Genomic DNA, 22373 nt, shown 5'->3' on the forward strand with positions numbered 1-22373 from the left:
GCGCCGCCCGCCATTGCACGGGCCGATCCGCGCGCGCCCGCAGCGGGTAACGCGCCATGTCGTTGCCCGCGCTGTTCCGCCCCACGATCCTGCTGGCCCTGGCCTTGATGGCCGTGATCGCGATGATGATCTTGCCGATGCCCGCCTGGGTGCTGGATATCGGTCTGGCGCTGTCCTTTGCCCTGGCGATCCTGGTGTTCACCGTCACCCTGTTCGTCGAGCGGCCGCTGGATTTCTCGGCCTTCCCGACGGTTTTGCTGGCGGCGCTGATGCTGCGGCTGTCGCTGAACGTGTCGTCGACCAAGCTGATCATCGGGCAGGGCCATACCGGCACCGGCGCCGCGGGCGAGGTGATCGAGGGTTTCGCCATGTTCGTGATGGGCGGCAGCGTGTTTCTGGGGCTGGTCGTCTTTGGCGTGTTGATGATCGTGAATTTCATGGTCATCACCAAGGGCGCTGGCCGCATGGCCGAGGTTGGCGCGCGCTTTGCCCTGGACGGGATGCCCGGCAAGCAGCTGGCAATCGACAGCGACATGGCCGCCGGCGCCATCGACCACGCCGAGGCCCGCACCCGGCGCGAGCGCGAACAGGCCGAGACCACGTTCTTCGGCTCGCTCGACGGGGCGTCGAAATTCGTCAAGGGGGACGCGGTGGCGGGTCTGCTGATCACGCTGCTGAACCTGGTGATGGGGCTGGGCATGGGCGTGTTTGTCCATGGCATGCCAATGGGCGGCGCGCTGGAAACCTATGCGATTCTGACCGTGGGCGACGGGCTGGTCAGCCAGATCCCCGCGGTCATCATCTCGATCGCGGCGGCGTTGCTGCTGTCGCGGGGCGGGGCGACCGGAACGGCGGATTTCGCCCTGTTCAGCCAGTTGGGCCGACATCCTGCCGCGCTGGGCACGGTGGGGGTGCTGCTGGCCTTGTTCGCGCTGGTGCCGGGGTTGCCCTTTCTGCCCTTCATGGGGGGTGCGCTGGCCCTGGCGGGCACGGCCATCGCCCTGCATCGGCGCGGTGTGGCGGCAGCACAGGATCCAGCGCTGCCAGCCGCCGATCCGCCCCCGGATCAGGCCCCAAGGCTGGGCGATCTGCTGGACCTGGACGACATTCACCTAGAGTTTGCCCCCGGTCTGGTACGGATGGTGCTGGACCCCGCCACCGGGATCGAGGCCCGGATCGCCGCGATGCGCCGCCATGTGGCCGAGCGTTTCGGCCTGATCCTGCCCGAGATACGGCTGACCGATAACGCCGCATTGCCGGACGGGTGCTATGTCATCCGCATCCAGGGGGTAGAGGCCGCGCGCGACCGGCTGGAGCCTGACCGCCTGCTGGTTCTGGCGGGTGCAGGCGACACCGTTCTGCCCCCCGGCGCGGATGTGCAGGAACCGGTCTACGGCGCCCCCGCCCGCTGGGTCGATCCCGCCCAGAGAGAGGCACTGGCCCTGGACGGCATGACCGTCGTCGACCCGTCCGAGGTTCTGGCCACCCATCTGCTGGAGGTGATCGCGCGCAATCTGTCGCGCCTGATGACCAGCAAGGCAATGCGGCGCCTGCTGGACGAGCTGGGCAGCCTGTCCGATGCGGACCGGGCCGCCGCGAACCGCCGGATGATCGATGACCACGTTCCCGACAAGGTGCCGCCGGAACTGCTGCTGGCGGTGTTGCGTCTGTTGCTGGCCGAACGCGTGTCGATCCGCAACCTGCCCGCGATCCTGGAGGCCATGGCCGAGGCCCGCCCGCATCTGCCGACGCCCGAACAGATTTGCGAACATGTCCGCCAGCGCCTGGGCCTGCAATTGGTGGCCGACCACAGGCGCGAGGACAATACGCTGCCCTTGCTGCAGTTGTCGCCCGAATGGGAACAACGCTTTGCTGCGGCCCAAACTGGCGGCAATGGGGCAGAGGCACCGGAAATCGCGCTGCCGCCAGACAGTTTCAACCGGCTGGCGGGCGCGGTATCCGACCGGCTGGCCCAGGCGGCGCAGACCGGGCATGCCCCGGTTCTGGCCGTGCCTGCGCGGCGCCGACGCTTTCTGCATACATTGCTGTCGGCCAAGGGTGTCAATATCCCTGTCCTGTCGTTTGAGGAGATCGGCGCCCATGTCCGGCCCGCCTTGGTCGGAACGGTGCCGCCATGAATGTGACCGCCGCCGACCTGTTGACGCCGTGGCAGGGGCCGTTGCTGGCCTGGCTGTTCGTCTTCTTGCGGGTGGGGGCGGTGCTGGCGCTGCTGCCGGCATTTGGCGAACGGGTCGTTCCGATGCGCATTCGCCTGGCGCTGGCGCTGGCCTTTTCCGCTGTGGTGGGCCCAGCCGTCGCCCCGATGCTGCAGGGGGTTGGGCGCGTTGGCCCGGCGGCCCTGGGGTATGAGGTCATCACGGGTCTTGCACTGGGGCTGGTGCTGCGACTGTCGATCCTCGCGCTGCAAATCGCCGGGGACATCGCGGCGCAGGCGACCTCGCTGTCGCAGATTCTGGGCGGGGCGGCGATGGACCCCCAGCCTGCGATCGGGCGCCTGATGGTGATGGCCGGGCTGGCGCTGGCCACCATGGCGGGCCTGCACCTGCGCGCGGCAGAGGCGATGATCCTGTCCTACCGGGTGCTGCCGCCGGGTCAGCCCCCGGCAGCCGGCCCGCTGGCCGATTGGGGGGTTGGTGAAATCGCCGGGGCTTTTGCGTTGGCCGCGACATTGGCGATGCCCTTCGTGGCGGCGGCGCTGCTGTACAACCTTGCCCTCGGTGTCATCAACAGGGCGATGCCGCAGCTGATGGTGGCCTTCGTCGGGGCGCCCGCGATCACGGCGGGGGGGCTGGGCCTGCTGATGCTGGCGCTGCCGCCTATTTTGGCCGTCTGGCAGTGGGATTTGCTGGCCCGCCTTGCGGACCCGTTCGGGAGCGGGGGATGAGCGGCGCATCGCAAGAAGATGCCGCCGACAAGCCGCATGAACCGACCCAGAAGAAGCTGGACGACGCGCGGCGCAAGGGTGAGATCGCGAAATCCGCCGACCTGAACACGGCGGCAAGCTATGCCGGGCTGTTGCTGGCGGCGCTGGCGTTGGGGGGCACGGGGCTGGCCGCGCTTGGCACGCTGGGGGCCGGCCTGCTGGGCCGGGCCGAGGCGTTGGCGCCGCTGATGCTGTCCGGCCCGGCCCTGGCGGGCGGCCTGATGCTGCAGGTGGCCCTGGGCGCGGCGCCCTTCCTGCTGCTGCCCGGCATGGCTGTGCTGGCCTCGGTCGTGGCGCAGCGCAGCCTGGTGGTGGCCCCCGCCCGCCTGCGGCCAAAGCTGTCGCGGCTGAACCCGGTGGCGAACGCCGCGCAGAAATTCGGGCGATCGGGGCTGTTCGATTTTGCGAAAAGCACGGCCAAGCTGACGCTGTATGCGGGGCTGCTGGGGGTCTACCTGGCCGGGCATCTGGATCAAATCCTGGCCTTGCCCGGCCTGGATCCGGGTCCGGCCAATGCCGCGGCGCTGCGAATGGGGCTGGGGTTTCTGTCGATCGTGGTGGTCACGGCTGCGGTGCTGGGCGTGATCGACCTGCTGTGGCAGCGGGCGGAACACGGGCGCCGCCACCGCATGTCGCATCAAGAATTGAAAGACGAAATCAAGCAATCCGAGGGTGACCCCCACATGAAACAGCAGCGCCGGCAGCGGGCGACCGACATTGCAACGAACCGGATGTTGGCGGATGTGCCCAAGGCCGATGTCGTCATCGTGAACCCGACCCATGTCGCGGTGGCGCTGGCCTGGGATCGCGGCGCGGCGCTGCCGCCCATCTGCGTGGCCAAGGGGGTGGACGAAATCGCCGCCCGCATCCGCGAGATCGCGGCCGAGGCCGGGGTGCCCATGCGTCGCGATCCGCCTGCCGCGCGGGCCCTGCACGCGAATGTGGAAATCGGCCAGCCGATCCTGCCCGAGCATTACGCCGCCGTCGCCGCCGCGATCCGCTTTGCCGAAGAGATGCGCCGCCGCGCCGGGGGGTGGCGGTGACGCGGCCCGATCCCCGCCTGGTGGGGCTGGCCCGGATCAGCGGCGCGCTGCGCGCGGCCAAGCTGCTCCGCCTGGCAGAGGCGAACGCCCGCCTGCGCCGGGTAGAGCAGGAGCTTGCAGCCCTGGATGCGCCAGAGATGGCGGCGGCCGCGCCGGGGGACATCGCGGCGCTGGCCGTGACGGGGGCGGCGCGCGCCCGCTGGTGTGCCGCGCGGCGGGCCGCGCTGATCGCGGCGCAAGACCGCGCCCGTGCCGCGCGCGATGCGGCGCTGGCCGAGGCGCGCGGCGCGGTCGGCCGCGACGCGGCGGTGGCGCGGTTATGCGAAAGGGATGGGTTCAGGCATCCTGGCGGACCAGATCGGTAATCAGCACGTCATGCACCATGGGGCCCAGGATATTTCGGGCGACCTCCAGCAGGGCGGCGCGCAGCAGGATCATGCGCCCGGTTTCGGTAAAGGCCCCGTCGAAGCCGCCGGTATTGGCGTGATCGAACATCACCCGCAGAAAGGCATCGCGCAGCTTGGGTTCGCGGGCGAAGACCGGCTGTTTGCCGCCGGTATCGACCTCTAGCGACAGGGACATCACGACCAGGGCGGACATCCGCCCGTCATGCACCACGGGCACGACGAACTGATTGCTCAGCTTGACGTAATCGGCGCTGCCGCCGTTCGCGTGGCCCGCCTGCGCGTTGTGGCCCGCATCGCCAGCGTGGTCGCCCGCGGGTACGGCGGTGCCTTGGGATGCATCGGCGGGGGGCGCGGGTTTCAGGGCCAGACCGGCGCCGGTGCCCGCCAGCAGCCCAAGCAACGCCAGGAGAAGAGGAAGGAACTTGGCCATCGTGCACCTCAGAACGGCAGGACCAGATCGGTGATCTGCTGCCCCCAGCGGGGCTGTTGGACATCGGTGATCTGCCCGCGGCCGCCATAGGAAATCCGCGCCGCCGCGATCTTGTCATAGGTGATCTCGTTCTGGCGCGAGATATCCTCGGGGCGGACATAGCCAGTGACCAGCAGTTCGCGCATTTCGAAATTCACGCGCACCTCCTGGCTGCCCTCGATGCGCAGGACGCCGTTGGCCAGAACGTCGGTGATGGTTGCGGCGATGCGCAGTTCCAGGGTTTCGTTGCGGCTGACGGAGCCCTCGCCGCCATGGCGGGTCTGTGAATTCGTTTGCACCGCGGGGTCGGTTCCCGCACCCTCTGGCAGGCCGCGCGCGGCCCGTTGCGGCACGCCGAAGAAATGCGGCACGCCCATGGACTGGCCGTTGTCGCGGCTGCGTTCGCTGGCGTTGGACATCTCGGCCTTGTCGTCGATTTCGATCACCACGGTCAGGATATCGCCCCGCCGCCCCGCGCGCCGGTCGCCCAACAGCGATTGTCGCCCCGCCGCCCACAAAGAGGCCGCATCGCCCCGGCGCCGGTCCGTGCGTTGCGGCAACGCGTCCGGGGACAGCATGGCGTAGTAGGCATTGCTGCCCTCCACCGGGTTGAAATCGGGGGCGCGGCCGACCTCGCCCAACCGGGTGCAGGCGGCGGGCGCCAGGGTGACGGCCAACAGGATCGCGGCGGGCAAGGCATGGGGCATGGCGGGATTCCTCAGGGAGTGGCGGGGCCGACGGCGACATGGCCCGCGGCGGTGGCGGTGCCTGTGACGGTACTGCGCGAGGCCAGGTTCATCACCCGCAGCCGGTCGCCAGCCCCGGCACGATCCAGCGCGCGGCCCTCTGCCCGGATGCGCAGCCCGGCGGTGACATAGGTCAGGGTGACGATCTGGTTGCGTTCGATCAGGGCGGGTGGGCCCAGGTTTCCGGCCATGATCGGGCGGCCGGGGTAAAGGGTTACCCGTGCCTCTTGCCCGATGGCCTGGGCGGGGTCGTCCAGCGCGCCGGGCACCTGTCCTGCGGCCAGCGCCACGTCGCCCGGCGCCAGCACGGTGGCGGCCCGGATCGCCCGTGTGGCGACCAGCATGTCGGCCAGTGCGGGCGCGGCGCTGGCCATTATCAGGGTCACGGCCAGGGCGCGCATCACCGCACCTGTGTCGTGGCGGCCAGCATCTGGTCGGCCGCGGTGATGACCTTGGCGTTCAGTTCGTATCCCCGCTGGGCCTCGATCAGCTCAGTCAGTTCGCGCACCGCATCGACCGAGCTGTTTTCCAGATAGCCCTGCCGCAGCGTGCCGAACCCGTCCGCGCCGGGGGTGCCCGCGATCGGCGCGCCCGAGGCCTCGGTTTCCGTGAACAGGTTGGCGCCCATCGCCTGCAACCCCTTTTCGTTGGAAAACAGCGTCAGCGAGAACTGGCCCAGGAATTCGGGCTGCACCGCGTCGGTGAAATAGGCGTAGACCTCGCCCTCGGCGTTGATGGAAATGCTGCTGGCATCGTCGGGGATGGTGATGCCGGGGGCCACGGTGAACCCGTCCGATGTCACGATCAGCCCGTCGCCGGTGCGTTTCAGCGCGCCGTCGCGGGTATAGGCCGGCTGGCCTGAGGGCAGAGTGACCTCTAGATAGCCGCGCCCCTCAATCGCCAGGTCCAGATCCGCGCCGGTCTGGGCCAGCGACCCTTGGGCCAGGGTTACGCCCACCGCGGCGGGCCGCACGCCCAGGCCAAGCTGTACGCCGGTGGGCAGGACGGACCCATCCGCCGCGTTGATCGTGCCGGCACGGGCGACCTGCTGGTAATGCAGGTCGGCAAATTCCGCGCGGCGGGCGTTGTAGCCGGTGGTACTCATGTTGGCGAGGTTGTTGGAAATCACCTCGACCCGCATCTGCTGGGCGGACATGCCGGTGGCGGCGATACTCAGGGCGCGCATGGGGGGTTCCTTTCACGGGTCATTTGGGGCCAAGGGTGCGAATGGCCTGGCGGATGCGGTCGTCTTCCTTTTCGACCAGATCCTGCCCGGCGGAATAGGCGCGCTGGACCTCGATCATGCGGGCGATCTGGGTCATCGGGTCGACGTTGGACTGTTCCAGAACGCCCTGCACCAGTTGCCCGCCCTCCACCGGCAGGGGGGCGCCGCCGGGATCGAACAGCGCGCTGCCCGCCCGCGTCATCTGCGCGGGGTCGGCGGGGGCATACAGGCCGATACGGGTCAGCGGCCGGCCGTCCGCCGACAATGTGCCATCGGTGGCCAGCGCCACGACATGCGCGTCGGGCGGAACGAAGACCGGCGCGCCGCCCGCGTCCAGCAGGCGGTGCCCGTCGGGGCTGACCAGTTCGCCCACCGCGTTGGGGGTAAAGCTGCCCGCCCGCGTCAGGCGGGGACCGTCCGGCGTGTCCAGCAAAAAGAAGCCCGTCCCCTGGATCGCGAAATCGAACTGGCCGCCGGTGCGGGCCAGCGGCGCCTGGGACAGGTCCACGTTACGCACGATGGCGTGGCCCATCGACAGGCCGCCGCCGCCGTTGCCCAGCCGCGCGACATGTTCGGCAAAAACCAGCCCCTCGGCCCGATAGCCGGTGGTGGCGGCGTTGGCGATGTTCTGGGCGATGGTGTCCATTTCGCGCATCAGGCCGGTCTGGCGGGCAAGGGCGGCGTAGGCGGCGACCTCCATCTCAGGCCCCCGCGATCAGCGGCACGATCCGGCCGGTGAAAAAGGCGGTCAGCGTGCCACTCATGAAGGTCATGGACATCCAGAACACCGCCAGCATCGCGGCCAGCTTGGGCACGAAGGTCAGTGTCATTTCCTGGACCGAGGTCAACGCCTGCAACAGGCCGATGGCAACGCCGGTGACCAGCGCGGCGGTCAGCATCGGCAGGGAAATCACCATCGCGATCCACAGCCCCTGCCGCAGGGTATCGTGAAAGATCAGCTCATCCATCGATCACACCGGCATGCGCAGGATTTCCTGGTAGGCCTCGACCACCTTGTCGCGGATGGTCACGGCCGTTTCGACCGCCAGTTCGGTCTGCGCCAATGCCTGTACCAGCGCATGGGGGTCGGCGCCCCCGGTCATGGCGGCCATCGCCGTGGTTTCGCCCTGGCGGATCGTGGCGTCCAGCCCGCCGGCCAGCCGGGCAAATCCGGCCTCGGCCCCGGTGGGCTGCGGTTCGGGGCGGGTCGCGGGGCGCGCCCCGGCATACCCCTGCAGGGCAAGGGCGGTGTCGATGCTCATCCGGTCAACTCCTTATCGGCGCAACAGGTCCAGCAGGCCGCGGGACATCTGCCGCGCCTGGTCGAACATTTTCAGGTTCGCCTCGTAGCTGCGCTGTGCCTCGCGCGCGTCGGCGATCTCGATCATCAGGTTGACGTTGGACCCCTGGTAATGGCCGGTTTCGTCGGCCAGCGGGTGCGCGGGGTCATAGACCTGTTCCGGCGCGGTGGGGTCCAGCAGGGCCGGGCCGGTGCGTGGCGCGCCCGATGGGCCGTCCAGCCCGGTGGCGGGTTCGAACCGGGTCAGCTTGCGGTGATAGCCGGGCGTATCCGCGTTGGCGATGTTTTCGGACACATGGCGCAGGCGCGCGGCCTGGGCGCGCAGGCCGCTGGCCGAAAGGGTCAGGCTGTCGGCAAGATCGGTCATTGCATCCTCTTATCTCGGGCGGCCCAGGCTGGTGCGCAGCACCCCCAGGGCAGTGCGGTAGACGGCAAGGGACAGGTCATGGGCGCGCATTGTGTCGGCGGCGCGCAGCATCTCCTCGGGCAGGGAAACGGTGTTGCCGTTGGGATCGGCGGGGCCATCGACGGCCTGGATGCGCAGGGCGAGGGCGCTGCCCGCGCCGCCGATATGGCCCGACCGCGTGGTGCGCAGGGCCAGCGTATCTGGGGCGTTGTAGCTGTCGGCGAAGGGGGCCAGATCCTGCGCGCGATAGCCCGGCGTGTCGGCATTGGCGACATTGCGGGCGATGACGGTCTGGCGCGCCCCGGCATGCCGGGACAGCGCGTGCGCCATATGCAGGATCTCGGTCATCGGGGCTTCTCCCTCGGTTTCAACCTCTGCTTAAGAGCGATTCCTTTAGAAACCGTAAGGCATGACCCGGAGCGGAGCCTTGGATGACCCATGACCCTTTCACCCCGCTACGCGCGCGCCTTGCGGCGCTGAGGCCGGTGCGCCCCATCGGCCATGTGGTGGCTGCGGGCGGCGGAACGCTGCGCGTGGCCGGGCTGTCGGGCTATGCGGGGTTGGGCGATCTGGTAGAGATTCGGCACGGCCCCGGTACCCGCCGTATCGGTGAGGTTCTGGCCCTGGCCGAGGGGACGGTCAGCGTGCTGCCCGACGGCACGCCAGAGGGGCTGTCGGTGGGCGATCGCGTGGCCCTGCTGGGACCGGGGGAAATCGCCCCCGATGCGTCCTGGCTTGGCCGGGTGGTCGACCCGTTTGGCCAGCCGCTGGACGGCCGCCCGCTGATGCCCGGCACGGTGCCCCGTCCGCTGCGTGCGGCCCCGCCGCCCGCGGCCCGGCGGCGCGGGTTGGGGCCACGATTGGCCACGGGGCTGGCGGCCTTTGACACGCTGCTGCCCATCGTGCGGGGTCAGCGGATGGGCCTCTTCGCTGGGTCGGGCGTTGGCAAGTCCACGCTGCTGGGTCAGCTTGCCCGCGGGCTGGAGGCCGATGTCGCCGTGATCGCCCTGATCGGCGAGCGGGGGCGCGAGCTGGGCGAATTCGTGGCTGATGTGCTGGGGCCCGCGGGGATGGCGCGGGCGGTGGTGGTCGCTGCGACCTCGGACCAGTCGCCGCTGGTGCGCCGCCGCGCGGCCTGGGCGGCGATGGCGGTGGCCGAACATTTCCGCGACGCCGGGCAGCATGTCCTGTTCCTGGCCGATTCAGTGACCCGCTTTGCAGAGGCGCACCGCGAACTGGCCCTGGCCGCAGGCGAACCCGCCGCGCTGCGGGGTTATCCGCCCTCTACCGCGCAGGCGATCATGGCGCTGGCCGAACGGGCCGGGCCGGGGGCGGGCGCTGCGGGGGACATCACGGCGGTATTCTCGGTGCTGGTGGCCGGCTCCGACATGGAGGAACCCGTTGCCGATATCCTGCGCGGTGTGCTGGATGGGCACGTGGTGCTGGACCGGCGGATCGCGGAACGGGGGCGGTTCCCGGCGGTGGATCTGCTGCGCTCGGTCTCGCGCAGCCTGCCGCGTGCGGCCAGCGGGGCGGAAAACCTGTTGATTACGCGCGCGCGGCAATTGCTGGGTGCCTATGACCAGGCCGAGTTGATGATCCAGGCGGGCCTTTATGCCGAGGGCAGCGATTCCCGGATCGACGATGCCATCCGGGCCTGGCCGGCGCTGGATAGCTTTCTGGGTGAAACCGCGCCGGGGGGCGTCGCGGGCAGCTTTGCCCGGTTGCGCGAGGTTCTGGACGGTGGGGCCGCAGATGGGGTGCCCGATCCGGATGCAAAACCTGCCCTAGGCGGCCAGGCCCCGGCCGCAATGGATGGGGCGGGTCAGGGCGTGCAGGCGGATCCGGCGATTCCTTGGCGCGGGACAGCATCAGCGCCCGGCCAAGCGGGGCTGTCGCCGGGGGGCGCACCGGCGGCCGATCTGACAGCGGCTGCGGGTGGTCCCCCGCCGGTGCAGGCCGGATCCGCCGTCTGAGCCGGTGACCGTGTTCCGCCACCGCGCGTTTGGTGCGCGTCCGGCCCATCGTGCGGCGGGATATTAAGGGGCAGTCCCGGAGGGGATCACCGCCCGGCGCGGGGCCCCGCCGCCCGCGTCAGGTCGGCGATGCGGCGCGCTGGCGCGGCAGGCTGGCGTTACGGGCGTGCCCCGGCGGGTTCGTGCCCCGGTCGCACGGGCCAGTATTCCCGGGGCCTAATGCCTGCGCAACGCGCGGCGCCGATCTAGCCCCACGGCTGCATGCGCCCGCCTTCCGCAGGCAGCCCGCCGGCGCACCAAGGGGCGGGCGCTATGCGCCGCCCGCTCCGGCCAACAGCCGCTCTTCCCGTGGCAACAGGGCGCGCAGGGCCTTCAGCGCCTGGTAGTACTGGCCGTCCAGTACCGCCCGGCTGGCCGTGGCAAGGCGCAGGTGGCTGTCGGGATCCGTCAGCGCCTGGCTAAGCTGTTCGATACCGCGCAGCAATTGCGGCCGGGCCCGATCCGGTGGCGCGTCGCCGGAAAGAACCAGTTGCGCGATATAGCAGACCCGGCGGACCGGGGTCGTCACCTCCTCGGGGTGGATCGCGTCGCGCAGCCGCAGGATATTGGCGTTGGGTGTCAGGATCGACAGGCGCGCCCGCCGGTCACCGTTTTCCACCACGGCGCCGTTGACCAGCACCCGTTCGCCGGGGCCCAGTTTCAGGACAAGGCCGCTCATCGCGGGATCTCCGCCCCGGAGAGGCCCCGCATGATCGCGGTGTTCACCTCGATCAGGGGCGCAGCATCGGCGGTGCGGGCCAGCACTTTGGCGGTGTGCTGGTCGGTGAATTCGAAAAGATAGAACAGGCGGGCGCGCAAGGTGTCGGGCAACCCGTTCGCGGGGTCCGCGACATCCATTGCCAACACGCGCCAGAGTTTTCGGTTCTGGTCGAGCGCGGCGGCCAGCGCGGGAAAGTCGACCGGGTCTGTGGCGGCGGCCTCTTTCAGCCTGGCGGTGATCCGGGTGAAGGCCGCGTATTCGGTGGCCCGCGGGCTGCGCATATGGGCCTGGTTCGGGGCGGAATAGGCGGTCTGGGCCATGTGCAGGGCGTTCATCTACGGCTCCGTTCCTGAGGGCGGGCAGGTGTGGCGGGCCGAGGGTGGTGCCCCGGCCCGTTCCCTTAGCGGAAGAGCGACAGGATCGTCTGCGGCGCGGAATTCGCGATCGACAGCGCCTGAACGCCCAGCTGTTGCTGTACCTGCAGCGATTGCAGCCGCGCGGCGGTTTCTTCCATGTTGGCATCAACAAGCGAGCCGATACCGGCCTTGAACGTGTCGATCTGGGTCGAGATGAAATCGCTCTGGATCTCAATCCGGCGGGCACTGGTGCCAAAGGAGGCCTGTGCCCCGACAGAGGTCTGCATCAGCCCCTCGATCGCGCTCAGCGCGGCCTCTGCGCCCTCTTTGGTGGATACGTCGACCTGCGACAGCAGTTCCAGCCCGCCGCCGATCGTGCCGCCGGTTTCGCCGGCATCGGCCTCGGAAATGGCTGACCCGTCATCGGCGACGGCGGCACCGCTGTTGTTCTCGGCGGTGATCTGGCCATTGCTGTTCACCGCGAAGGTAAAGTCGGTGTTGCCTGCCGCCTCGGCGGTGAAGCTCAGCCGGTTCGCCATTTGCTGGGCGACATCCTTTATCGTGTCGCCATCGCGCGCGACATAGACGATATCGCTGCTGCCCGCGTTATAGGTGGATCCGCTGGCGATGACGAAGGATCGCCCGGCCTCTACGCTGCCGGTCGCGCCGGACCCGGAACTGGCGGTGAAGGTGGCAATGGCTGCCGTGTCCCCATCGGCGTGGTTGGTCGAACTGAAATCGGTACCCGCGTTGGTATCGGCCTCGGACCCGGCATCGGCAGCCGCGCCCTGGCCCAGATCCTGCTTGCCGACCGTGATGTTCTTGGTCGACACCGTCCCGTCCGACGCCCGGTCCAGCGAGGCCAGGATATCGACGCTGCCCGATCCGGCGGTCTTGGAGGTGTTGCTGAGCAGGTTCAGCCCGTTGAACTGCGCCGCGCCGACGATCCCGCCAATCTGTTCGCGCAGCGAGGCGATCTCGCTTTGCAGCTTGTCACGGTCGACGTTCGATTCGTTGGCCGAGATGATCTTGCCCTTGATCTCTTGCAGCAGTTCGCCGGTCTGTTCCGCGGCGTTCATGGCGACGCCCATCGTCGACTGCCCCAACGCCAGCGATTCAGAGATCGCGGTAAAGCCGGTAACATCGGACTCCATCACCTTGGCAATGGCAAAGACGGCGGCGTTGTCCTTGGCCGACGAAATCGACTTGCCGGTCGAAATCTCGTCCTGGGTCTTGGACAGGTTGCTGTTGATGCTTTTCAACGTTTGCAGCGCGACCGTGGCGCTGGAGTTCGTGAGAATGCTGGACATAGGGTCCGTCCTTCCTGTGAAGGGCGCTTTGCGCCGTTGAGTGCGCCCCCCGGCGGGGGCTTTGCGGCGGTCTTCTGACCCCTGCGGGAATCGGGTGTTCCGTTTCCGCGCCGCCCGGTGGGCCGGACGCGGGACCACCCTTGCCCAGGCCGGTTAAGAGGTGGTGAAGCGACCCCCGCCCGAAACGCCGCATTTGAAGCAATTTCCTCAGGCCCGGCGGATCGGTGCCCCGGGTGCCCCGCTCAGCGCCAGGCGCTGGCCGTCGCTGCCATAGGTGCGCAGGGGATGCCCCGCGCGCAGATCGGCCAGGTGCAGCGCGGCGGCGGCCAGGCCATTGCGCAGCCCCTGCAACAGGCGGGCATTGCGGTCGGCGGCTGCGCGCAGGCGCGCGCGGCATTCGGGATCGGGGCGGGGCGCGCGCGGCAGTTCCGCGGTTATGCGCGTCTTTTCGTCGGCCAGACGGGCCAACGCATCGAAATCCGCGCGGGTCAGGGCCCGGCGTTCCCGCTCCAGCAGGTCCAGCAGGGCGTCAGCGGGGCTCATCGATCCGGGCCTTCATCGCTTCGAACAGGGCCTCTGCCAGGCCGATGCCGCCTTGCCGGGTCATCGCGGCGGCGTGTTCCTGCCGCAGGAAAGAGGCGAACTGAGCCTCGCCCGCGCCGCCGCCGAACGCGCCGGGCGCGGCATCCAGGCCCGCGGCGTCCAGCATTTCAGCCAGGAACAACGTTTCCATCTGACGCGCCGCGGCGCGCAGGGCGGCGTCGGGCGGTCGCGGGGATGGGGCAGTTGGCGGGGTGATCATGGCGGCTCCTCTGGTTGGGCGGTTTTCCCGGTATGGCGCGGGTCCGGTAAAGGATCCGTAACCCCGCCTGTCCCAGAGTTCCGACCCGAGAGGAAAGGCGAATCGATGAGCGACCCCATAGCCATGCCTGTTGCGCCCCCGTGCCAGGGATCGCGCCGCCCGGTGCCGCCCCAGGATGCGTCGGGTCCGCCGCCCGTGTTCCGGGTCGCGACAGGGGCGGCGCCCCGGGCATCGGGTGATCGCCCCCCCGCGCGGGAGGATGCGACCGCCACCGATCAGGTTGCGGCGGCCGGGTCTACGGACGCCGCCCCGCCCTGGCCCGTAGTGGTGCCCGTGGATGGGGGTGCCATGGCACGGGGCGGGTTGCCCGCCCGCCCGCATGCGCCTGTGGCCGGTGCGCCGACAGCCGGGGTCAGGACGGTTGCGGGGGGTGCGAGGAATGGCCCCCCGTTGGCGGATGGGGGGCGTGCTGTTGAGGTCGCCGGGGGTGGGCAGGATGCGGCATCGGGCCAGCGCGGCGGTGGCGGTGCCGCGTCCGGTGCACCCGTCCCTGTCGCCCCTACAGCGCCGCCAAGGCAGATGGTTGCCGGGGGCGCCGGTGCCGTGCGCGGCGATGCGGTGACGGGGCAACAGGGGGGCGCCGTGCCGCGGGGCGGGGCGCCGGGCGGGCCGGATAGCATGATAACGGCGGCCCCCGTATCGACACATGGGGGCAAGGTGGCTGGTTCCGCCGATCCGGTCATGCAGGAAACCGCCCGCGTCAGTCGATCGCCGACGCCACAGGCGGCAATCGCGCCGGGGCCTGCCCTGTCGCCGCCGCCCACCGCGATGGCGCGGACCGATCAGCCTGTGCCAGGCGCTACGCAGGCGGGTGCCCCGGCGACCCCGGCCGGGGTGGACAGCTTGGCAGAGTCGTTGACACCGACGCCCCCGGATGGGGGCGATGCGCCGCTTGCGCCCGTGGCCGGAACGCCACCCGCCCCTTTGGCGGAGGGCCCGGCGATGCGCAGCCCTGCAGCCCCGCCACACCCCCATGGCGAGGCCGCCGCGCGCCAGGTCGCAGAGGCGATGCAGACCCCGCCCCGCGATGGCCGCATCGAACTGGCGCTGGAACCGGCAGAGCTGGGGCGCGTGCGCCTGACCCTCACAGCGGCCGAGCAGGCAATGACGGTGGTTCTGTCCGCGGACCGGCCCGAAACGCTGGAACTGATGCGGCGCCACGGCGAGATGCTGGCAGGCGCCCTGCGCGCGGCGGGGTATGAGGGCGTTTCACTGGATTTTGCGGGCGGTGGGACCGGGCGGCAGGCCGCTGACCCCGCGCCGGCCCTGCCCGAAAACGCGCCCTGCCCGCACGCCCCCGACGGGGATTGCACGGCGCCGCCCGCGGCGCCGTCCCGACCGGGCCAATCACTCGATCTGAGGGTCTAGGAAAGGACACCCGATGGACAGCACCACCCCCCTATCCGCCCGGACGGGCGGTACCGCGCAGACGGCCAGCACCACCGCCACCGGCGGTGGCGCGATTGCCACCGATTTCGAAACCTTCCTGAAGATGCTGACCGCGCAGATGCAGAACCAGGATCCGCTGAACCCGATCGAATCGGCCGATTACGCGGTGCAGATCGCCACCTTTTCCGGGGTGGAACAGCAGGTGCGCACCAACCAGTTGCTGGAGGACATGACCGCCGCACTGGGGGCGACGGGCCTGTCGGCCTATGCCGGCTGGGTCGGGCACGAGGTGCAGGCTGCCGCGCCCGCGCTGTTCGCGGGCAGCCCGATCACCGTGGTCCCCCAGATTGCCGAAGGTGCCGATAGCGCGGTTCTGGTCGTGCGCGATGCCGATGGGGCCGAGGTGCAGCGGCTGGACATCGGCACCGGCGGCGAGCCGCTGGATTGGGCCGGGGTCGGTGATACGGGGATGCCCTTGGCGCAGGGGGTGTATCGGTTCGTGGTCGAAAGCTACGCCGAGGGCGCCCGCATCGGCGAGGGGACCGCCGCCACCTATGGCACGGTCACAGAGGTACTGGCCGATGGCGATGGCATTCGCCTGCGCCTGGCCGGCGGGGCCGAGGTTGCCGCAGACAGCGTGACGGCCCTGCGGCAGGCGGGGGGGTAAGGCCAAGCGCGGCCGCAAAGGGCGCGCCGTCGCGTGACAGGGTCGGGCAGGCGCGATCCCGCGCCCGCCCGTGCCAAACTAGAACAGGCTGGCCAGCACCACGCCCAGCAGGGTGAACCCGGCGCCGATCCCCATCCACTGAACCGGGCGCATGGGGCGTTCCGGTTCCGGCTTGGGGTTGGACTGGGCGATCAGGGCCTGTTCGGCCAGTTCCGGCAGGCGCGGGCCGAACCGGGCCAGCACCCGCGCGGTGCGCGCCACGTCGCGGGCCAGCGCCTTGGGGCCGATGTTCTGCTTGATGTATTCCTCGACCACCGGGCGGGCGACCTCCCAGATGTTGATCGAGGGGTTGAGCGAGCGCGCCACGCCCTCGACCACCACCATGGTCCGTTGCAGCAGGATCAGTTCGGTCCGGGTCGCCATGCCGAACCGTTCCGTAACCTCGAAGAGATAGGCCAGCAGCTTGGCCATGGAAATCTGCGTGGCATCCATGCCGAAGATGGGTTCCCCGACCGAGCGCAACGCCTGCGCGAATTCGTCGATCTCCTGGTCTGGGGGGACATAGCCCGCCTCGAAATGCACCTCGGCCACGCGGCGATAGTCGCGGCGGATGAAGCCGTACAGGATTTCGGCATAGACGCGCCGGGTATATTCGTCGATCCGCCCCATGATCCCGAAATCGAAGATCAGCAGATCGCCGTTGGCGGCCACCTTCATGTTGCCCTGGTGCATGTCGGCGTGGAAGAAACCGTCGCGCAGCGCATGGCGCAGGAACATCGACAGCACCCGTTCGCCCAGGGCGTTCCGGTCGTGGCCCGCGGCATCCAGCGCGGCGTTGTCGCCCAGGGGCACGCCTTCGCACCAGCCCAGGGTCATCACGCGCTTGCCCGACAGCGGCCAGACCACGCGCGGCACGACGAAACCGGCGTCATCCTCGGTATTGGCAGAGAATTCGGCAGCGGCCGAGGCCTCGATCCGCAGGTCCAGCTCGCCCTCTACCACGCCGTCGAAATGCGCGATCACGTCCGTCGGGCGCAGGCGGCGGGAAAACGGGGCCAGCAACTCGATGGTCGAGGCCGCCAGGTAGAAGGCGTCGATATCGCGGCGGAAATTGCGTTCCACCCCGGGGCGCAGCACCTTGACGGCGACCTCTTCGCCGGTGCGGGCGATGCGGGCACGGTGCACCTGCGCGATGGACGCGGCGGCGATCGGTTCGGAAAACTCGGAAAACAGCTCATCCGCGGGCTGGCCCAGTTCCTGCGCGACGGTCTGCTTGGCGACCTCGACCGGGAAGGGGGGCAGCTTGTCCTGCAGCACGCGCAGATGGGTGGCCATTTCCGGGCCGACGACATCGGGTCGGGTGGACAGGATCTGACCGAACTTGATGTAGGCCGGGCCAAGCGCGGTGATCGCGCGGGTCGCCGGCGGCAGGTTCGGATCGCCGTCCTTGCCCAGCCATTTGAACGGCCAGCCGATGATGCGGGCGGCCGCGCGGACAGAGGCCGGGGCCTCCATCGTTTCCAGAACGAAGCGGTTGGCGCCGGTGCGTTCCAGCGTGGCGAGCGTCTCGATCAGACGCCAGATGTTGTGAGGTCCGCGCACTTAGAGCTTCCACCCCGAATGCAGCGCCGCGATCCCCATGGACAGGTTGCGGTATTTCACCTGGCCGAAGCCCGCGTCGCGGAACATCTGCGCCAGGGTGTCCTGATCGGGGAACTTGCGGATCGATTCCACCAGATACTGATAGCTGTCGCGGTCGTTCGCCACGATCTGGCCCATCACCGGGATCACGTTGAAGGAATAGCGGTCATAGGCCCATTGCAGCATCGGGTTGGGCATCTGGCTGAATTCCAGCGTCATCATCCGCCCGCCGGGTTTCAGCACGCGATAGCCCTCGCGCAGCGAATCCTCGATCCGGGTGATGTTGCGGGTGCCGAAGGCGTTGGTGACCACGTCGAAGCTGTTATCCTCGAAGGGCAGGGCCATGCCGTCGCCCACCACCCAGTCCAGGCTTTGGCCCATGCTTTCGGCCTCGGCGCGCTTGCGGCCCTCGACCAGCATGGATTCGGTCATGTCGCAGACCACCGCCGTTGCGCCCGGCGCGCGGCCCAGGAACCGGAACGAGATATCGCCCGTGCCGCCCGCGACATCCAAAAGGCGCTGGTGCGGTTGCGGGGCCAGCCAGTCCATCATCGCGTCCTTCCAGACGCGGTGGATGCCGGCGGACATCAGGTCGTTCATCAGGTCATAACGCGAGGCGACACGGGTAAACACCCCGTGGACCATCCCCGCCTTTTCCTCTTCGGCGACGGTCTGGAAGCCGAAATGGGTGGTATTCTGGGCTTGCTCTGTCATGGGGCCTTGCCGTGGGTTGGACGCGTCCTTCTTATAAGGCGCTTGTCGGGGGTTACAATGCGTTGGCGAAAAGGGGAAAGGGCCGAATGCCCGAATTGCCGGAAGTAGAGACAGTGCGTCGCGGCCTGATCCCCGCGATGGAGGGGCGCGTGATCGCCGCCGCCCGCGTGAACCGCCCCGATCTGCGCTGGCCGTTTCCGCCGCGGATGGCCCAGCGATTGACGGGGGCGCGGATCACCCGGCTGGGGCGGCGGTCGAAATACCTGCTGGCCGATCTGTCCAGCGGTGAAACGCTGATCGTGCATCTGGGCATGTCGGGGCGAATGCTGGTGTCGGGTGCGGTCATGGGGCGGTTTCACCACGACCACCCGGCGCCTGCAAAACACGATCACGTGGTTTTCGACATGGAGGGCGGCGCGCGCGTCACCTTCAATGATGCGCGCAGGTTCGGCGCGATGGACCTGATCGAAACGGATCGGGTTGAGGGCCACTGGCTGTTGGCCGGGCTGGGCCCCGAGCCGTTGGGCAACGCGTTTCATCAGGACTATCTGGTCGAGCGGCTGCGCGGGCGGATGACCCCGATCAAGGCGGCGCTGCTGGACCAGCGCGTGGTTGCCGGGCTGGGCAACATCTATGTCTGCGAGGCGCTGCACAGGGCCGGTATTTCACCCAAACGCAAGGCGGGCCGGATATCCGCCGCACGGATCGCGGAATTGGTCCCGGTGATCCGCACCGTGCTGCAAGAGGCCATCGCCGCAGGCGGATCCAGCTTGCGCGATTACCGCCAGTCGGATGGCGAACTGGGCTATTTCCAGCACGATTTCCGCGTCTACGGCCGCGAGGGGCAGCCCTGCCGCACGCCGGGCTGCTGCGGCACGGTGACGCGAATCGTGCAATCTGGGCGATCCTCCTTCTATTGTCCGCAATGCCAAAGATAGCTTGAAAGCGGGGGCAGGGCTGCTAAGGACTCTGCTCCGACATGCAACGGAGGCCGCCACCCATGGCTTACAAGACGCTGATCGTCGAGATCGAGGACCACATCGCGCTGATCCGGCTGAACCGGCCCGACGCGTTGAACGCCCTGAACGCCGAATTGATGGCCGAATTGGCCGACGCCGTGTCCGCCGCCGATGCCAACGACAAGGTGCGTTGCGTCGTTCTGACCGGCTCGGACAAAGCGTTCGCCGCGGGCGCGGACATCCGCGAGATGAGCGAGAAGAGCTTTGTCGATGTCTATGCGGGCGACCTGTTCACCAAGGATACCGAACGGTTTCTGGCCTGCCGCAAGCCGATCGTCGCGGCGGTGGCCGGCTATGCCCTGGGCGGCGGCTGCGAACTGGCGATGATGTGCGATTTCATCATCGCGGCGGATACCGCCAAGTTCGGCCAGCCAGAAATCAACCTGGGCGTTGTGGCCGGGATCGGCGGCACCCAGCGGCTGACCCGAATCGTCGGCAAGTCCAAGGCGATGGACATGCACCTGACCGGCCGTTTCATGGGCGCCGAAGAGGCCGAACGCTCGGGGCTGGTGTCCCGCGTCGTGCCCGCCAAGAAGCTGATGGAAGAGACGATGGCCGTGGCCGAGAAGATCGCCGAGAAATCGGCGCTGACCGCGATGGCCGTCAAGGAATGCGTCAACCGCAGCTATGAAACCACCCTGCGTGAGGGCCTGCTGTACGAACGGCGCATGTTCCACATGATGTTCGCCACCGAGGACCAGTCCGAGGGCATGCAGGCCTTTGTCGAAAAGCGCGAGCCGCAGTTCCGCGACAAGTGACGGTTAGCCCTTTCCTTTCGGGCCGAACTGGCCTATAGGCCGGGGCTTACATGCGCGTGAGGCCCGCTTTGGCCGGAATCAGCCGGTAGTGGAAACCCGGCCGGGGCCTCGGTTCGCGCGAGAGATTTTGACGACCAGACCCGGAGAAGGGAACCACAAGAATGGCAAATTCGCCCCAAGCCAAGAAGCGCGCCCGCCAGAACGAGCGCCGTTTTGCCGTGAACAAGGCGCGCCGCTCGCGCATCCGCACCTACCTGCGCAAGGTCGAAGAGGCGATCGCCTCTGGCGATCAGGCCGCTGCCCAGACCGCCCTGCGCGCCGCCCAGCCCGAGATGATGCGCGGCGTCACCAAGGGCGTGCTGCACAAGAACACCGTCGCCCGCAAGTTGTCCCGCCTGTCCGCGCGGGTAAAGGCGATGGGCGCCTGAGCCCAGTCATAGACGGCTTTCCAAAGGGGCGCGGCAGCTTGGCCGCGCCCTTTTTCATGCCTGCGATATGCGGTTTTTGCAGCGGCGCAACAACCCCGCCGGATTCGATTTTGAAATGCTTCGGTCAAGGCTGAAGTTCTGTTGCGCGGTCCCTGACCCGCGTCTAACTTCGGTGGGCGATTCAGTTCGACTTGGGGGGACGAGGCGCGGCATGTGCGCGTGACGGTCAGGTAGATCAGCCGAATGCAGCCGGATCAAATGCTGCATTTCAGGTTGGGATGCCGGGGGTTGACCGCCTTGTGCAGCAGACCGATGTCGTGCCGAAAGGGCGTTTCTACGTCTTCCAGTCCAGGCCCGCACGCTGCTGTGCGGATAGTTCGGTAGTTTGCCACGGCCAAGGCGTGCCATTGCGCGTGCGCCTTGGGTTTGGCTATTGCCGCCTGGCGGATCCGGTCCCGTTTCGGGCTGTCGCGCGGAGGCTTAACACGACGGCAGGGGCCGGCGTGGCAGGTCTTCGCGACATCAAGAACAGAAAATATGCGGGCGAACAGGATGACCGAAGAAGGCTGGGGGCGGATTTGCGAAGAACTACAAAAGAGCATCGGCAAGAATAACTTCGTGACATGGATCGCGCCGATGCGCTTTACCGCGCTTGAAAACGGTGTGGCGCGATTCCAGGTGCCCACCGGCTTTGTCGGGGACTGGGTCAGCCGCAACTTCAGCGACCAGATCCTGGATCACATGACGCGCAACGGCATCGGCGTGGACCGGCTGGAATTCACCGTCGCCTCTGCCACGCCAGAGCGGCCCGCGCCGCAGGCTGCCGCCACCGACGCGCCCCGCGGCCCCGCCGCGCCTGCCGCAACCCCGGCGGACGACCTGCCCGGTGCGCCGCTGGATGCGCGCTTTACCTTCGAGACTTTTGTGACCGGCAAGCCGAACGAACTGGCCCATGCCGCCGCCCGCCGGGTGGGCGAGGCCGGGACGGTCACCTTTAACCCGCTGTTCCTGTACGGTGGCGTGGGCCTGGGCAAGACGCACCTGATGCACGCCATCGCCTGGGAATTGCGCAACCGCGCCCCCGAGAAGAAGGTGGTCTACCTGTCGGCGGAACAGTTCATGTACCGCTTCGTGCAGGCGCTGCGCGAACGCGACATGATGGGGTTCAAGGCGCTGTTCCGTTCCGTCGATGTTCTGATGGTCGATGACGTGCAGTTCATCGCCGGCAAGGACAGCACGCAGGAAGAGTTCTTTCACACCTTCAACGCGTTGGTGGACCAGAACAAGCAGATCGTCATTTCCGCCGATCGCGCCCCGGGCGAGATCGAGAACATGGAAGAGCGCATCAAGAGCCGCCTGCAATGCGGTCTGATCGTCGATCTGCACCCCACCGATTACGAGCTGCGCCTGGGCATCCTGCAACAAAAGGTGGACATTTACCGCCTGCAATACCCCGGCCTGGTGATGGCCGACGGCGTGCTGGAATTCCTGGCCCATCGCATCGCGACCAACGTGCGCGTGCTGGAGGGGGCGCTGACGCGGCTCTTCGCCTTTGCCTCGCTGGTGGGGCGGGAAATCACGCTGGACCTGGCCCAGGACTGCCTGGCCGACATCCTGCGCGCCAGCGAACGCAACGTGACGATCGAGGAAATCCAGCGCAAGGTCAGCGCCCATTACAACATGCGCCTGTCCGACATGATCGGCCCAAAGCGCCACCGGACCATCGCACGGCCCCGCCAGATTGCGATGTATTTGTCCAAGCAGCTGACCTCGCGCTCGCTGCCCGAAATCGGGCGCCAATTCGGCGGCCGCGACCACACTACGGTGATCCACGCGGTCAAGCGGATCGAGGCGCTGCGCGGCAGCGACCCCCAGATCGCCGAGGATCTGGACCTGTTGCGCCGCATGCTGGAGTCCTGAACGCCCGCGGCTATGGCCTTGACGCCAGATTCA

Annotated in this window: 26 protein-coding genes and 1 pseudogene; 11 read left to right on the forward strand and 16 right to left on the reverse strand. The window is 68.6% G+C overall.

Features of this window, described 5'->3' with window-relative positions; genetic code table 11:
* Positions 1 to 56 precede the first annotated feature (56 nt).
* The 4 genes from flhA to EV656_RS02785 are packed head-to-tail and all read left to right on the forward strand — an operon-like array spanning position 57 to position 4352.
* Positions 57 to 2138, forward strand: a complete 2082-nt coding sequence (gene flhA, locus EV656_RS02770) for a flagellar biosynthesis protein FlhA (RefSeq protein ID WP_132599204.1) — start codon at positions 57 to 59, stop codon at positions 2136 to 2138.
* Positions 2135 to 2905 carry a flagellar biosynthetic protein FliR gene (locus EV656_RS02775; protein ID WP_132599206.1) on the forward strand — a complete coding sequence of 257 codons (771 nt, stop codon included), beginning with the start codon at positions 2135 to 2137 and terminating at the stop codon, positions 2903 to 2905. Before flhA ends, EV656_RS02775 begins: the two co-directional genes overlap by 4 nt.
* Positions 2902 to 3987, forward strand: a complete 1086-nt coding sequence (locus EV656_RS02780) for an EscU/YscU/HrcU family type III secretion system export apparatus switch protein (RefSeq protein WP_132599208.1) — start codon at positions 2902 to 2904, stop codon at positions 3985 to 3987. The genes EV656_RS02775 and EV656_RS02780 overlap by 4 nt, the downstream gene beginning before the upstream one ends.
* Entirely contained in the window at positions 3984 to 4352 is a 369-nt protein-coding gene (locus EV656_RS02785) for a hypothetical protein (RefSeq protein ID WP_132599210.1), read from the forward strand. Before EV656_RS02780 ends, EV656_RS02785 begins: the two co-directional genes overlap by 4 nt.
* Here the strand turns inward: EV656_RS02785 and EV656_RS02790 are convergent.
* From EV656_RS02790 to EV656_RS02830, 9 genes are read right to left on the reverse strand one after another with little or no spacing between them, the layout of a single operon-like run.
* On the reverse strand, positions 4324 to 4824 hold the full coding sequence (locus tag EV656_RS02790; protein WP_132599212.1) for a flagellar basal body-associated FliL family protein: 501 nt from the start codon (positions 4822 to 4824) through the stop codon (positions 4324 to 4326). The genes EV656_RS02785 and EV656_RS02790 overlap by 29 nt on opposite strands.
* An 8-nt stretch (positions 4825 to 4832) precedes the next feature.
* On the reverse strand, positions 4833 to 5570 hold the full coding sequence (flgH, locus tag EV656_RS02795) for a flagellar basal body L-ring protein FlgH (protein WP_132599214.1): 738 nt from the start codon (positions 5568 to 5570) through the stop codon (positions 4833 to 4835).
* Positions 5571 to 5581: 11 nt separating this feature from the next.
* Positions 5582 to 6010 carry a flagellar basal body P-ring formation chaperone FlgA gene (gene flgA, locus EV656_RS02800; protein ID WP_132599216.1) on the reverse strand — a complete coding sequence of 143 codons (429 nt, stop codon included), beginning with the start codon at positions 6008 to 6010 and terminating at the stop codon, positions 5582 to 5584.
* A complete protein-coding gene (gene flgG, locus EV656_RS02805; RefSeq protein ID WP_132599218.1) occupies positions 6010 to 6795 on the reverse strand; it encodes a flagellar basal-body rod protein FlgG in 786 nt (261 codons plus the stop codon). Before flgG ends, flgA begins: the two co-directional genes overlap by 1 nt.
* Positions 6796 to 6814: 19 nt before the next feature.
* On the reverse strand, positions 6815 to 7534 hold the full coding sequence (locus EV656_RS02810) for a flagellar hook-basal body complex protein (RefSeq protein WP_132599220.1): 720 nt from the start codon (positions 7532 to 7534) through the stop codon (positions 6815 to 6817).
* Position 7535: 1 nt separating this feature from the next.
* Positions 7536 to 7802 carry a flagellar biosynthetic protein FliQ gene (locus tag EV656_RS02815; RefSeq protein WP_132599222.1) on the reverse strand — a complete coding sequence of 89 codons (267 nt, stop codon included), beginning with the start codon at positions 7800 to 7802 and terminating at the stop codon, positions 7536 to 7538.
* Between the two features lie 3 nt (positions 7803 to 7805).
* Positions 7806 to 8096 (reverse strand): flagellar hook-basal body complex protein FliE, encoded by a 291-nt coding sequence (fliE, locus tag EV656_RS02820; RefSeq protein WP_132599224.1) that lies wholly within the window; start codon positions 8094 to 8096, stop codon positions 7806 to 7808.
* Positions 8097 to 8108: 12 nt separating this feature from the next.
* Complete coding sequence (gene flgC, locus EV656_RS02825) at positions 8109 to 8501, reverse strand: flagellar basal body rod protein FlgC (protein ID WP_132599226.1); 393 nt, start codon at positions 8499 to 8501, stop codon at positions 8109 to 8111.
* Positions 8502 to 8510: 9 nt separating this feature from the next.
* Positions 8511 to 8888: a FlgB family protein gene (locus EV656_RS02830; RefSeq protein WP_132599228.1), complete on the reverse strand. Its 378-nt coding sequence runs from the start codon at positions 8886 to 8888 to the stop codon at positions 8511 to 8513.
* A gap of 83 nt (positions 8889 to 8971) precedes the next feature.
* Here EV656_RS02830 and EV656_RS02835 point away from each other — a divergent pair.
* Positions 8972 to 10279 (forward strand): annotated as a pseudogene (locus EV656_RS02835) (FliI/YscN family ATPase); the annotation flags it as partial.
* A 547-nt stretch (positions 10280 to 10826) separates the two neighbouring features.
* On the opposite strand, the gene flbT reads toward EV656_RS02835, so the two are convergent.
* The 5 genes from flbT to EV656_RS02860 all read right to left on the reverse strand — a co-directional run bounded on the left by flbT (position 10827) and on the right by EV656_RS02860 (position 13744).
* Positions 10827 to 11234: a flagellar biosynthesis repressor FlbT gene (gene flbT / locus EV656_RS02840; RefSeq protein ID WP_132599232.1), complete on the reverse strand. Its 408-nt coding sequence runs from the start codon at positions 11232 to 11234 to the stop codon at positions 10827 to 10829.
* Positions 11231 to 11611, reverse strand: coding sequence for a flagellar biosynthesis regulator FlaF (flaF, locus tag EV656_RS02845; protein ID WP_132599234.1), 381 nt, complete (start codon positions 11609 to 11611; stop codon positions 11231 to 11233). Before flaF ends, flbT begins: the two co-directional genes overlap by 4 nt.
* A gap of 65 nt (positions 11612 to 11676) precedes the next feature.
* Positions 11677 to 12942, reverse strand: coding sequence for a flagellin N-terminal helical domain-containing protein (locus tag EV656_RS02850; RefSeq protein ID WP_132599236.1), 1266 nt, complete (start codon positions 12940 to 12942; stop codon positions 11677 to 11679).
* A 207-nt stretch (positions 12943 to 13149) separates the two neighbouring features.
* On the reverse strand, positions 13150 to 13485 hold the full coding sequence (locus tag EV656_RS02855) for a hypothetical protein (protein ID WP_132599238.1): 336 nt from the start codon (positions 13483 to 13485) through the stop codon (positions 13150 to 13152).
* Positions 13472 to 13744, reverse strand: a complete 273-nt coding sequence (locus EV656_RS02860; RefSeq protein WP_132599240.1) for a rod-binding protein — start codon at positions 13742 to 13744, stop codon at positions 13472 to 13474. Before EV656_RS02860 ends, EV656_RS02855 begins: the two co-directional genes overlap by 14 nt.
* Positions 13745 to 14746: 1002 nt before the next feature.
* Here EV656_RS02860 and fliK point away from each other — a divergent pair.
* Positions 14747 to 15172, forward strand: a complete 426-nt coding sequence (fliK, locus tag EV656_RS16465; protein ID WP_165918925.1) for a flagellar hook-length control protein FliK — start codon at positions 14747 to 14749, stop codon at positions 15170 to 15172.
* A gap of 13 nt (positions 15173 to 15185) precedes the next feature.
* Positions 15186 to 15860 (forward strand): flagellar hook capping FlgD N-terminal domain-containing protein, encoded by a 675-nt coding sequence (locus EV656_RS02870; RefSeq protein WP_132599244.1) that lies wholly within the window; start codon positions 15186 to 15188, stop codon positions 15858 to 15860.
* 78 nt (positions 15861 to 15938) lie between these two features.
* Here EV656_RS02870 and ubiB read toward each other — a convergent pair whose 3' ends face one another.
* The gene (gene ubiB, locus EV656_RS02875; protein ID WP_132599246.1) at positions 15939 to 17462 is read right to left on the reverse strand and encodes a 2-polyprenylphenol 6-hydroxylase; all 1524 of its coding nucleotides are present in this window, start codon (positions 17460 to 17462) and stop codon (positions 15939 to 15941) included.
* On the reverse strand, positions 17463 to 18215 hold the full coding sequence (gene ubiE, locus EV656_RS02880) for a bifunctional demethylmenaquinone methyltransferase/2-methoxy-6-polyprenyl-1,4-benzoquinol methylase UbiE (protein WP_132599248.1): 753 nt from the start codon (positions 18213 to 18215) through the stop codon (positions 17463 to 17465).
* An 86-nt stretch (positions 18216 to 18301) separates the two neighbouring features.
* Between ubiE and mutM the strand changes: the two genes are divergently transcribed.
* From mutM to dnaA, 4 genes are all read left to right on the forward strand, one after another.
* Positions 18302 to 19153, forward strand: a complete 852-nt coding sequence (gene mutM / locus EV656_RS02885; RefSeq protein ID WP_132599250.1) for a bifunctional DNA-formamidopyrimidine glycosylase/DNA-(apurinic or apyrimidinic site) lyase — start codon at positions 18302 to 18304, stop codon at positions 19151 to 19153.
* Between the two features lie 62 nt (positions 19154 to 19215).
* Positions 19216 to 19992, forward strand: a complete 777-nt coding sequence (locus EV656_RS02890) for an enoyl-CoA hydratase (protein WP_132599251.1) — start codon at positions 19216 to 19218, stop codon at positions 19990 to 19992.
* A gap of 161 nt (positions 19993 to 20153) precedes the next feature.
* Positions 20154 to 20420, forward strand: coding sequence for a 30S ribosomal protein S20 (rpsT, locus tag EV656_RS02895; RefSeq protein ID WP_132599253.1), 267 nt, complete (start codon positions 20154 to 20156; stop codon positions 20418 to 20420).
* 552 nt (positions 20421 to 20972) lie between these two features.
* Positions 20973 to 22340 (forward strand): chromosomal replication initiator protein DnaA, encoded by a 1368-nt coding sequence (dnaA, locus tag EV656_RS02900; protein ID WP_242469103.1) that lies wholly within the window; start codon positions 20973 to 20975, stop codon positions 22338 to 22340.
* Positions 22341 to 22373 lie beyond the last annotated feature (33 nt).

The sequence above is a fragment of the Rhodovulum adriaticum genome, assembly GCF_004345735.1.
Taxonomy (GTDB): Bacteria; Pseudomonadota; Alphaproteobacteria; order Rhodobacterales; family Rhodobacteraceae; genus Rhodovulum; species Rhodovulum adriaticum.